The sequence below is a fragment of the Spirulina subsalsa CS-330 genome (assembly GCF_028330765.1).
GTDB lineage: Bacteria > Cyanobacteriota > Cyanobacteriia > Cyanobacteriales > Spirulinaceae > Spirulina > Spirulina subsalsa_A.
This window is the reverse complement of the sequence record NZ_JAQMTY010000012.1, coordinates 1-11,500: the sequence shown is the minus strand read 5'-3', so window position 1 is coordinate 11,500 and position 11,500 is coordinate 1. Positions and strand designations below refer to the sequence as shown.

Annotated in this window: 9 protein-coding genes; 3 read left to right on the top strand and 6 right to left on the bottom strand. The window is 54.0% G+C overall.

All coding sequences use genetic code 11. The features are described from left to right. From dnaX to tadA, 5 genes are all read right to left on the bottom strand, one after another. Positions 1-2,300: DNA polymerase III subunit gamma/tau (gene dnaX / locus PN477_RS00665; RefSeq protein WP_272146890.1), on the bottom strand; the 2,300-nt coding region annotated here is incomplete at its 3' end. Positions 2,301-2,450: 150 nt separating this feature from the next. Continuing rightward, complete coding sequence (locus PN477_RS00660; RefSeq protein ID WP_272120054.1) at positions 2,451-2,885, bottom strand: Fur family transcriptional regulator; 435 nt, start codon at positions 2,883-2,885, stop codon at positions 2,451-2,453. Between the two features lie 222 nt (positions 2,886-3,107). Next, positions 3,108-3,821, bottom strand: a complete 714-nt coding sequence (rnc, locus tag PN477_RS00655) for a ribonuclease III (protein ID WP_272120052.1) — start codon at positions 3,819-3,821, stop codon at positions 3,108-3,110. Between the two features lie 54 nt (positions 3,822-3,875). Then, a complete protein-coding gene (locus PN477_RS00650; protein WP_272120051.1) occupies positions 3,876-4,592 on the bottom strand; it encodes a lysophospholipid acyltransferase family protein in 717 nt (238 codons plus the stop codon). Between the two features lie 252 nt (positions 4,593-4,844). Then, on the bottom strand, positions 4,845-5,336 hold the full coding sequence (tadA, locus tag PN477_RS00645; protein WP_272120050.1) for a tRNA adenosine(34) deaminase TadA: 492 nt from the start codon (positions 5,334-5,336) through the stop codon (positions 4,845-4,847). Between the two features lie 125 nt (positions 5,337-5,461). On the opposite strand from tadA, the gene PN477_RS00640 reads away from it, so the two are divergent. From PN477_RS00640 to PN477_RS00630, 3 genes are all read left to right on the top strand, one after another. Continuing rightward, positions 5,462-6,658: a cysteine desulfurase family protein gene (locus PN477_RS00640; protein WP_272120048.1), complete on the top strand. Its 1,197-nt coding sequence runs from the start codon at positions 5,462-5,464 to the stop codon at positions 6,656-6,658. A 1,079-nt stretch (positions 6,659-7,737) separates the two neighbouring features. Next, on the top strand, positions 7,738-9,873 hold the full coding sequence (gene rne / locus PN477_RS00635; protein ID WP_272120046.1) for a ribonuclease E: 2,136 nt from the start codon (positions 7,738-7,740) through the stop codon (positions 9,871-9,873). Beyond that, on the top strand, positions 9,863-10,471 hold the full coding sequence (locus PN477_RS00630) for a ribonuclease HII (RefSeq protein ID WP_417158714.1): 609 nt from the start codon (positions 9,863-9,865) through the stop codon (positions 10,469-10,471). The genes rne and PN477_RS00630 overlap by 11 nt, the downstream gene beginning before the upstream one ends. 275 nt (positions 10,472-10,746) lie before the next feature. Here PN477_RS00630 and cysC read toward each other — a convergent pair whose 3' ends face one another. Then, entirely contained in the window at positions 10,747-11,277 is a 531-nt protein-coding gene (gene cysC / locus PN477_RS00625) for an adenylyl-sulfate kinase (protein ID WP_272120042.1), read from the bottom strand. Positions 11,278-11,500: the final 223 nt, after the last annotated feature.

Sequence of the window (11,500 nt, the reverse complement as noted above, 5' to 3'; positions counted from 1 at the left end):
GTAGGGGGACGAGGCGGGGCGGGGAGCGGCTCCGGGGGGCGTGGTGCTGGGTCAGTCGGGGGCGAACTGGGAGGGGGTGTGGGTATGGGTTGGGGTACTTGTTCTAGCTTAGTAAAAACCTTCTGGCTTTTAGGGTTTGATCTAGAGTGACTTGATGTAAAATTCCTTAATTCATAATTAATCTGAATTGGTTCTTGTATTTGCCAGATTTCCTGAAAAGCCTCACTGATAATAGATTTACCTTTTGTTTTAAAAAATGGCTCGATACCTTTATCCATTAGCAAGAAATCGGCCCGGAAGTCATCATCTGGATCGGCAGAAATTAGCCTGAATCTCTTGTTTTTAATAAATCTAATGAATTCAGCATAGCCATCATTACTTTGATTTTCTTTTGATTTTTTATCCAAGAAACTCATTAATTTCTCTAAAATATTATGAATTCGTTGAAGTTGGACACTTTCTATTGCTTCATCTGAGATTAAGTGTTTTCTGTTTTTGGTTTGGAAATCAGTCTTTTGTGGCTGAATATTAGATTCTGAAGATACTGAAACTTGGAAGGTTTTTATTTTAGAATGATTATCTTGTGATTTTGAAAACTGTTCTTTAGCATGAGATGAAATATTTTGTCGTGTTTGAGTATGAGTAGATTGATCTAACTGGTTAGATTTTGGTGTGAGGGGTGTTGCTGCGGGTTGCGGAGTTGCGTTTAGGGCGGGTGATGATTGGGTAGCGAATGGGGGAGCAGTAGCGGTGGTGCTGACAGCGACAGGAACAGCTAAAGACGACGGCAACAGACCCAAGAGCGCAACTTCTAACCAAAGGCGCGGCTGGGTTGTTTGTTTGATCTGATATTCGCTGTCTTTGAGTTTTTGTTGGCCCTGGAGGATGGTGGCAACCTGCCACTGTTGCGCCTCGGCTACCAAGGCTTGCCAGGTGGGAGCCGTCACTGCGACGAGATCACTCCGTTGGGCTGCGGTTTTGGCAATTAATAAATTCAGATAGAATGACGCTAAATTTTGCAACACGATCAAGGGTTCTCGACCGCGATCGAGCAAGTGCCGACAATTGGACAACACCGATTCAATGTTGTCGCTGCGAATCGCCTGCAACAGAGACAGCAAATCCCGTTCCGGCACTGCCCCCACCAAGTCCCACACTTTCTCGGCGGTAATTTCACCACTAAGCAAGCTCAATTGATCGAGCAAACTTTCCGCATCCCGCAATCCCCCGTTGGCAATTTGAGCCACGAGGGTGAGGGCATCGGGGGCAATTTCAATGGTTTCGGTGTGAGCGATCGCACCCAAATGTTGCACCATCGCATCCAGGGGAATCCGCCGAAAATCGAACCGCTGACACCGAGAAATAATCGTATTTAACACCCGCTGGGGGTCAGTGGTGGCGAGGACAAAAACGACGCGATCGGGCGGTTCTTCCAGAGTCTTCAACAGCGCATTAAACGCCGCCGTACTGAGCATGTGACAGTTATGCACCAGCAAACCATTCGCGACAAAATTATGATTATGCTGCACTTCAATGTCATAAACAGGAGCCGCTTGTCCGGGTGTCACGGATTCAACATTCTCGAAATTTGTATGCCATTGCGGCAATGCTGTAGGGTCGCAAATCGGCAATGAACTTGGGGATAAGATTTTCATCCCTGGTGTGATTTCTTTTGCTGGTTTCCATCCTTGATCTGTCCTGATTAAATGATTACTAGTACAGGAAATCGTTGTGTTGCGAGTTTTGATTGTTATGGTATCTTTAACACCTTGCTGAAGCCAACGAACGACTTTTTGATAGTCCCAACGCCCAGAGCGTTCGTTGTAACTGAGAACCCGTTGATTTTGAATCTCTGGATTATCAATCCTGCATAACCCTTGCTCAGTTAAGACAAGCGTGTCCCCTGTTAGGCATTCGTCCACTACATAGACTTTGTAGCGACATTGGACGGGGGCAAATTGGGCGCGTTCGATGATTTCGCGGATGTTGTCCACGCCGGTATTGCTGGCGGCATCGATTTCGATGATGTCCATGGCGGAGCCACGGGTGATTTCTAGGCAGGTTTGGCAGTGACCGCAGGGGGTGGGGGTGGGTTTGCCGGCGGTGAGGCAGTTGAGGGATTTGGCGAGGATGCGAGAGGAGGAGGTTTTTCCGGTTCCCCTCGGCCCGGTGAAGAGGTAGGCGGGGGCAATACGATCGCTCAAAATCGCATTGGTCAAAGTTTGGGCGATCGCTTCTTGGCCCACCAGTTCCCCAAAGGTTTGGGGGCGATACTTATGATGAAGCGGTTCGTAGGGCATGGGGAACGACGAGAGATGGAAGCAGCAGAGGGACACAGCTAAAGACCGGGGCTGTGGTTTCGGCCTCGGTCTAGGTTTAGTTTAGATTTTATGTACTATTGTGCGGCGATTTTGTTGCAATTTGTGAGGCGATCGCGCCCTGTCTCGTGGTTACGATGGGGCGTGACAGTCACCACAGAAGCCTTTCACCGTCACTTCGTAGCTGGTGGCGTGGAGCGATGCCGGGATTTTGCTGAGGTCGAGGCGATCACTCAACGCATCCCAGGGAATATCCGCGATCGCGTCGCAACCCTGGCAAACAAAGTGATGATGAGAACTCACATTGGCATCGTAGCGCGTCACCCCCGCTTCTAGGAGCACTTCACGCACTAGCCCCACCTGCCGGAGCACATTCAAGGCACTGTAAACACTCGCTTTCGAGGCAATGGGCAAGTCCTCATTAATCGTTTCGAGAATTTGATCCACCGTTGGGTGGTCAGTGCGAGACAAAAGACTGTTGTACACCGCAAACCGTTGCGGCGTAATCCGCAGCCCTTCGGCTTTCATGCGATCGCGAATTTGACCCGCCACTGTTTTAGAAACCATAGTGTTTTTGTCTGTTGTCCTGAGAGAATTCAGGATTGCCTGGCCTGCATTACCCCTGATTGCTCCTGTGATTGATACGGCATCAGGCTTAGAGGTGGATTAGATCATAATCGCTTTTGCCATAGCCTTGAGGGGATCTTAGAATCTTTTTAGATTTATCCTTGACTTAATCGTAACTAAGAAATGGTCTAAGATGCAGCGCGATCGCCCTCAATTTTTGATTCACTGCGGCTCGTCCCCCGTCAGAAATTCAGTCAATGCGGCCTTGGCAGCGGCTTTTTCCGCTTCCTTTTTCGATCGCCCTTGACCTTTGCCATAGACCACCCCATCAATCGCCACCTCGGCCTCAAAATACGGCGCATCATCCGTCCCCCCAATCCGTTCGGTGTAGTAGCGCGGCGGGTCGCGTTGGGGATTGCGATCGCTGTCGGCTAGGGCGTGCTGTTGCAGGAGACTTTTATGATCGGCTTTTTTCCCATCCATGCTGTTTTGTTGCGGAGTCAACAGCTCCGTCAAAATCCGCTCAAACAGCGGGGTCATAAAATCCTGCACAATTTCTAAATCATAGGAATCGAGGTAATAGGCCCCTAACATCGCCTCAAATGCCCCACAGAGCAGGCGCGGGTTAAAGCGGGCCCCATTTTGTTCAGCGGATTTTCCCAGGCGCAGTTGCTCATCAATGCCGAGGGCGATCGCAAATTCCGCCAACTGTTCCCGATCCACCATCGCCGTGCGGAGCCGCGTCATATCCCCTTCACTCAATTCCGGCTCATGGTGGTATAAAAACTCACCACAGAGAAACGTCAACAGCGCATCTCCCAAAAACTCCAGCCGTTCATTATCAGCCTCACGGGTATTACTCTCGTGGGCAAACGAACTATGGGTGAGAGCTTGACGGAGCAAGTCGGGGTTACGGAAAGACGGCAAAGCAGGCATAAATCAATTGGCAGCGATCGCACAAGTAAAGAGATAGTTTCAATCCCTAGTATCTCATTGTGCCGGAGCAGACTTTTCGCGGCCAACCCGTGACCCCAGGGATTGCAATGCTGCCGTCAAGTCTTGGGTTAATTGTTTTGACCCCGCCTTCACGGAATCGCTGCTGTAGTCCGTCGCCGTAAGGGGCTGACCAATCGTGACGCGCACCGCCGTACCCCGGTGAGGAATGGGGTCGGAATAGTGCAGATCAATGGGCACAATTTGCACGGGCGGCAGGGTGCTAGCACGCTGTGCCTGTGCGTCGAGGGCAATTTTTGCCACACCGCGTTTAATCGGTTGCACCTGGGTATCTCGAAAAATATTCCCCTCAGGAAAAATCACCACCATTTGCCCCCGATGCAACAGTTCAATGGTGTGGTCTACGCTGGCCATCTTGGTGCGACGAGTGCGGCGTGTATCCACGGGAAAGCCCCCCAACTGCCGAATAAACCACCCTTGCACCCCCTTCATTTCATCCGCCGACACCATAAACCGTAGGTAACGCCCGGTGACCCCTCTGCCCGTGGCGTGGGCGACGATCAGCGCATCCCACCGGGAGCGATGGGTCGGGGCGAGGATGACGGGGCCATGGTTGGGGATATGGTGTTGACCCGTGACGAAGATGTGATCGAAGTAGTAGGGCAGCACGAATTGATTGCCCAGGGGATAGGCGATCGCACCCAAGAGGGGAGAAATACGGGAGGAAATTTTTGAGGGGGTAATGGTGTTCATGGCGGTTTACAAAGGGGCTTCGACTTGCTTTCAGCCTAGGGATTTAGGCCGGAGTTCACGGGTGCGATCGTGCCAGTTTACGGAGCGAACAGAGTTTGAGGGTGGGTTTTACCCCTCACCCCCATGATGATCTACCCCCAGAAGGGGACAGTTGCGCAAGTGGAATTCTACGGAACATCAACAGATCATGAACACAGAGGATCTGTGAGCGGGATCTGTGAGCGATCGCCCCAGTGAATTCAGCATCCGTCCTCAAGCGCGACGCTGGGCAAACCAATCCGAGAGCAGGGTTTGACAGGCGGCGGCTTCAATCCCGGCGAGGACGGGCAGGCGATGGTTGGAGCAGGGATGATCCGGTAAGTTGAGGACACTGCGCACGGTTCCTGTTTTGGGGTCATCACAGCCGTAAACCAGCAGGCCAAGGCGAGCTTGGATAATCGCGCCGGTACACATGGGGCAGGGTTCGAGGGTGACGTAGAGGGTGCAGGGGGTGAGGTGCCAATCTTGCAAGGCGTGGCTGGCCTGTTGGATGGCGAGAATTTCAGCGTGGGCGGTGGGGTTGCGATCGCGCTCTTTCCGATTTCCCGCCCGCGCCAGACAATGCCCCGACCGATCCACTACCACCGCCCCCACCGGCACATCCCCCGCCGCCCCAGCCTCCCGCGCCAAAGCCAACGCCTCCCCCATCCAAAACCGATGGTGAGCATAGGCGGCGGGCGTTAATTGTGCGAGTTCAAAGCGCATCCCCTTCCCACCCTGAAACAAAGCTGAACCCCAGCACCCTGGATCAAATCACCCTCACCCACGCACGCGAACCCGCATCCTGTGCTTCACTTTTACATGAAACCAATGCTCATGCCTTCGTCCCCATGCGTCAACGCCCCATCTATCTCGACCACAATGCCACAACCCCCGTTGACCCCAAGGTCGTTGAGGCGATGTTACCCTACTTTACCGAATCCTTCGGCAATCCATCGAGCAACGGTCACTTCTACGGGTGGGAGGCTGAAGCCGCCGTTAAACAGGCTCGTCAACACCTAGCCGACGCGATTCACTGCGACCCCGATGAACTGATTTTCACCAGTGGCGCAACGGAATCCAATAACCTGGCGATTAAAGGGATTGCCGAGGCCTATTTTTCCCAGGGTCGCCACATCATCACCGTCGCCACGGAACACAGCGCCGTGCTCGATCCTTGCGCCTATTTGGAGTCGCTGGGGTTTGAGGTGACGACGTTGCCTGTGCAGGCGGATGGCTTGGTGGATGTGGACGAATTGAGCGCGGCGATCCGCCCGGATACGGTGCTGGTGTCGGTGATGGCGGCGAATAATGAAATTGGGGTGGTGCAACCCTTGGCGGCGATCGGGGCGCTGTGTCACGAGCGGGGGGTGTTGTTTCATACGGACGCGGCGCAGGCTTTGGGGAAAATTCCCTTGGATGTGGCGGCGATGCAGATTGATTTGATGTCGTTAACGGCCCATAAACTCTACGGCCCGAAGGGGATTGGGGCGTTGTATGTGCGACGACGACGGCCACGGGTGAACCTGGCGGCCCAACTTCATGGCGGGGGACAGGAACGGGGCCGACGATCGGGGACGTTGTCCACGCCGCAGATTGTCGGGTTTGGGGCGGCGGTGGCGATCGCTATGGAGCACCGAGAAACGGAGGGGGAACGATTGCGGCAGTTGCGCGATCGCCTCTGGACAGCGATCCAGTCCCTCGACAGCATTCTACTCAATGGTCACCCCACCCAACGCCTACCGGGGAATCTCAATATCAGCGTTCTGGGGGTGAATGGGGCGGCGCTGTTGTTGGGGCTACAGCCCACGGTGGCGTTGTCGTCGGGGTCGGCCTGTGCGAGTACCAACGCCGCCCCGTCCCATGTGTTGCTGGCCCTGGGGCGTAGTGATGCGATCGCCGCTGCCTCGCTGCGGTTTGGCCTCGGTCGTCAAACCACAGCAGCCGAGATTGATCGCGTGGCGATCGCCGTCCAAACCACGATCACGGCCCTCCGTTCCTCCCCCCAATCACTCCAGCAACACGAAACGCTCAAGAATGGTTTATAATACGGACGTAAGCGTGCGTCAGAATCTGCATCAGTGTAATTTCCGGAGTTATACCCTGGCAGAGTGAATACCACGTCACCCCGTTTTCCAGACAATCGTCCGATGGGGTCTTTGTTTTCCCGTCGTGCCAGCATTGTCACTTTTAGCCTCTGCTATGGAGTCAACCCGCAACTAGGGTGATACTGAATAGCCCAGCGCTCAAACTCTAAATTACGTTGCAGTGTTTTTGCGCGAGTTGCTAAAGGTCTCGTTTTCCCTATGGGAAACCGCGAGAGGAGTTATTTCACTGTTCCTCGGTTCCGTTCAGAATCGTCCAGGAGCAGCGACGTGCCGCTCACCTAAACGTGGGGTTTAACACAAACCCCATGTGATGATGAAGTCCTCACTTGAGGCGCATAGACCGCTCTGTTCCGTCAGCACAGTGTTGGCCATATGTCACCTCACACTCGTTTCGATTTCATTCTGCCACCGACAGATTCAGGTAAAACGCTGCGATCGCTACATTACCTGCGGAAAGCGGCCCTTGCGAGGTAGTGAATAGTGGTATAGAAATGCCTTAATCAACAGAATTTCCCGTTCCGAAAATATGGTTTTGAGCACGAGTCGCAGATAACGAGGCCGTTATTTTCTATCACCATCACTTCGGAGTTGCCAGGACATTCAGCGATGAAAGCATTCCGCCAGTCTTACCCCCATCAGTTTTGTGGTATGAATCTCCCACCTTATCCTTGTTAAGTGTGGATCGTTCGGAAGCTTGGGGTCTCTCGACTTCAGTTTCAGTCATTATCTCACCGTTCAATGTTTAGTTAATTCCCAGGAGTTAACAACGGTGAACCCGGAAAAATTTTCCAGATTGAGATGGTTGAAATGGGTTAATTTTTAGTCGGTTTTACGATTAATCTTGCCCAGATTTGTTGATGATTAAAATCAATTGCCTAGGTTTCATGCAGTGGTGATCACGGCTGAAATCCTAAGCCTCTTTATTTTCGCTCGTCCTCACTCGGTTCTAGACTGACCTCAGTTTTGATGGTCTCTAGACTGCGCGAGTTGAGAAGCATTAAACGTTTCGAGGAGCTTGCATGCCTAAGCAGATTATTATTGCAGAACAGCATCAGATCGCGGCTGTTTTTAGTGAAGATCAAATTCAAGAGCTTGTTGTTTCGACAGGTACACAGCAGGTCAGTGATATCTACCTTGGAACCGTAGAAAACGTATTACCTGGCATTGATGCAGCCTTTGTCAATATTGGGGACAGCGATCGCAACGGCTTTATGCACGTGACCGATCTAGGCCCCTTACGGCTGCGGCGCAGTGCCTCAGCAATTACCGAACTGCTGTCCCCACAGCAAAAAGTGCTGGTGCAGGTGATGAAAGAGCCGACGGGGAACAAAGGCCCCCGCCTAACCGGCAACATCAGCATGCCGGGCCGCTACCTGGTCTTGATGCCCTACGGCCGGGGGGTGAACCTCTCCCGACGGATCGAAAGTGAAGCAGAACGCAGTCGGCTGCGGGCTTTAGCGGTGTTGATTAAACCGGCGGGGATGGGGCTGCTGGTGCGCACCGAGGCCGAGAGCAAAGGTGAAGATGAGATTTTAGAGGATTTGGACTATCTCCTCAAGCAATGGGAATCGGTGCAGACCCAGGCGAGTTCCGCCCGGCCGCCCATGTTGCTCAACCGCGATGATGACTTTATTCAGCGGGTGTTACGGGACATCTACACCGCTGATGTCAACCGGATTGTCGTAGATTCGGCGGCGGCGGTGAAACGGGTGAAGCAGCATCTCCGGAATTGGAGTGGGGGTCGCGCCCCGGAAGGTGTGTTGATTGACCATCACCGCGATCGCTTGCCGATCCTAGAATTTTTCCGCGTCAATGCGGCAATTCGTGAAGCCCTCAAACCCCGTGTGGATCTGCCGTCAGGGGGCTACATCATCATCGAACCCACGGAAGCCCTCACCGTCATTGATGTTAACTCCGGTTCCTTCACCCGCTCCGCCACCTCCCGCGAAACGGTGCTGTGGACGAACTACGAAGCCGCCACGGAAATTGCCCGCCAAATGCGCCTCCGGAACTTGGCCGGGGTTTTGGTGGTGGACTTCATCGATATGGACTCGCGCCGCGACCAATTGGCCCTGCTCGAACATTTCACCAAAGCCCTGGCTGCGGATAAAGCTCGCCCCCAAATTGCGCAATTGTCGGAATTGGGACTGGTGGAACTGACCCGTAAACGCCAGGGACAAAACCTCTATGAACTGTTTGGCAAAGAATGTCCCCATTGCGGTGGCTTGGGGCATTTGGCGCGTTTACCTGGGGAAGCAGACCACACCCCCCTAGAGCGCGCCCCGTTGTCGATCCCATCGACTCCCACCACGGTGAGCAAAACGCCTCGAATTTTGGATAAACGTGAGGAGGAGGAGGAAACGCTGTTTGACGGGGAAAGTGAGCATGAGAAATCGCTAGATTTGGTCAATCATCCCAGTTACCAAGACAGCGGTAATACCGGCAATCGGCGGCGGCGGCGGCGGCGCATTGGGGAAGGGGAGAGTGTCACGAATGGCAGTGCAAGCAGTATCCCCAGCCGGACAAAGCCGCGCTTGAATGCGAATCGCAATGGGGAGCCGGAAAAAGAAACCTTTGAGGCAGAGTCGTCTGCTGTGGCGACGGAGAGTGCTGAACGGCAAGAGCGACCCGAACGGCAAGAGCGCGATCGCACCGCCCCCGGTCGAGTGTCCCGGCGCGAGTATACGCCGCCGGAAAAAGTAACAGTGCCCATGACCCCCTTGGAGCAGGAAATTTATGCCCTGATGGGGGTTTCTCCCCTGATTCGGATTGAGCGGGACGTGAAAGATCCCAAGTCCGTCTTGGTGTCGGTGGCGGATGTGGACTCATCAGCAGCGGCCCAGGAGTTTCAGGAGACGGTGACTGAATTGCCTGACGTTCCCGTGACCGCAGCAACTACGCCGCCGGCTCAGGAAACGGTGGATCGCGAGGGCATCCCTGCACCCGTGAAACAGGAACCAGAACCCTCAACCGAGGAGGGAGAGGCCGAGGAATCAACCCAGGTTGTGATCACGTCGGCCGCTTCGAGTAAGCCCAAGAAAAAGAACAGTGAGGCTGTGGCCCCGGAGAGTGAAGCCTCGTCCACACCACGGACAAGCCCAGGGGGCGGGACTCGTCGCCGTCGCCGTCGGTCTTCGGCCCGTAGTGGTTCCTAGGGTTGCGCCCCTCGACCTTGCCTCATACCCGGCTGTGGTGGCGGGGGTTGATGAGGTGGGGCGGGGAGCTTGGTTTGGGCCGGTGGTGGCGGCGGCGGTGCTGATCACACCGGATCAAGGGGAGCAGTTACGCGATCGCGGCGTGCGGGATAGTAAGCAATTGAGCGCCAAGCGGCGATCGCACTACGTCCCTGAGATTCAGGCGATCGCCACCGATGTCAAAATCGGCTACGCCACCCCCCGCGAAATCGATCGCCGCAACATCCTGCAAGCGTCCCTGGCCGCCATGGCCAGGGCAGTGCAGCGACTCACCCCTACGCCCCACCATTGCTACGTTGACGGCACGTTTACGATTCCCGGCCTGACCCTGCCCCAAACGGCGATCATTCAAGGCGACCAACAGGAAATTGCGATCGCTGCGGCGAGCATCATCGCGAAAGTGTGGCGCGATCGCCTGATCGAACGGTTAGCGCGGCGTTATCCTCAGTATGATTTGGCGAATAATAAAGGCTACGGCACGGCTAAACATCGCTTGGCCTTGGCTGAGTATGGTGTGTCGCCGCTCCATCGCCGTTCCTTCAAACCGTGCCAACTCTAGCCGCGATCGCGCCTCGCTGGTGCAGGATCGGTGCAGATCCTCCCCAGATCAAAAGGAGCAGGATCTTGATTGATCCTGCTCCTTAAAACGTTTGGTCTGTGGTTTGCAGTTGGTTAACTGACAAAATTAGCCAGATCCCGGAAAGCCCTCTCCCTCACCCTCTTCCTAGGGGAGAGGGAACTGGAAAAATGGATTGGCTCCCCTCGCCCTCTGGGAGAGGGGTTAGGGGGTGAGGGCTATCAAGTCAGTCAACCAGGGTTTGCAGAGGGCGATCGCTAGCTAATGTAGCCGCCTTCTTTCAACACAGAGAGGACTGTTTCGACACTTTCTTCCAGGTCTTCAAGATCCGTGCGGCATTCAATTTCAGGGTTAGCCGGCGGTTCGTAGGGATCAGAAATCCCCGTAAATTGCTTAATTTCACCCGATCGCGCCCGCTTATACAAACCCTTCACATCCCGCTCTTCACAGACCGCAAGGGGCGCATTGACAAACACTTCCACAAAACTCCCCACACGAGCGCGGACTTCTTCGCGGATAGTGCGATAGGGGGAAATCGCGGAGACAATCACAATCACACCATTGCGGGTCAACAGGTGCGAGACAAACCCAATCCGCCGAATATTTTCGTCGCGGTCTTCTTTGCTGAACCCTAAGCCTTTGGTGAGGTTTGTCCGCACAATATCCCCATCGAGGACTTCTAACTTATAGCCCTGCGATCGCAGTCGTTCAGCAACGACCTGGCTAATGGTGGTTTTGCCTGCGCCACTGAGGCCCGTAAACCAAACTGTAACTCCGCGTTGCTCCATGAAACTCCTTGAACCTCATCAATTCGCACCCTATATTCTATCTCAAGTGTCAAAAGAGGACTCCCGTTATAGCCTTCGGCTATAACGGTGAGATGAATTTTGACCAACAAAGAAAACTGAGCGAAGCGAATCCTACAGGGTTGACTTAGTCCTGTAGGAAAGTTAGGATAAGGGGGAGTCTCTTCCAAAAGCGATGCTGTCTCTCACTTACGAATTTAAGCTG

Excerpts from the sequence above, each read along its gene's own strand:
- PN477_RS00660 (WP_272120054.1), bottom strand. The coding sequence starts at position 2,885 with ATGGTTTCTAAAACAGTGGCGGGTCAAATTCGCGATCGCATGAAAGCC.
- rnc (WP_272120052.1), bottom strand. The coding sequence starts at position 3,821 with ATGCCTGCTTTGCCGTCTTTCCGTAACCCCGACTTGCTCCGTCAAGCT.
- PN477_RS00650 (WP_272120051.1), bottom strand. The coding sequence starts at position 4,592 with ATGAACACCATTACCCCCTCAAAAATTTCCTCCCGTATTTCTCCCCTC.
- tadA (WP_272120050.1), bottom strand. The coding sequence starts at position 5,336 with ATGCGCTTTGAACTCGCACAATTAACGCCCGCCGCCTATGCTCACCAT.
- PN477_RS00640 (WP_272120048.1), top strand. The coding sequence starts at position 5,462 with ATGCGTCAACGCCCCATCTATCTCGACCACAATGCCACAACCCCCGTT.
- rne (WP_272120046.1), top strand. The coding sequence starts at position 7,738 with ATGCCTAAGCAGATTATTATTGCAGAACAGCATCAGATCGCGGCTGTT.
- cysC (WP_272120042.1), bottom strand. The coding sequence starts at position 11,277 with ATGGAGCAACGCGGAGTTACAGTTTGGTTTACGGGCCTCAGTGGCGCA.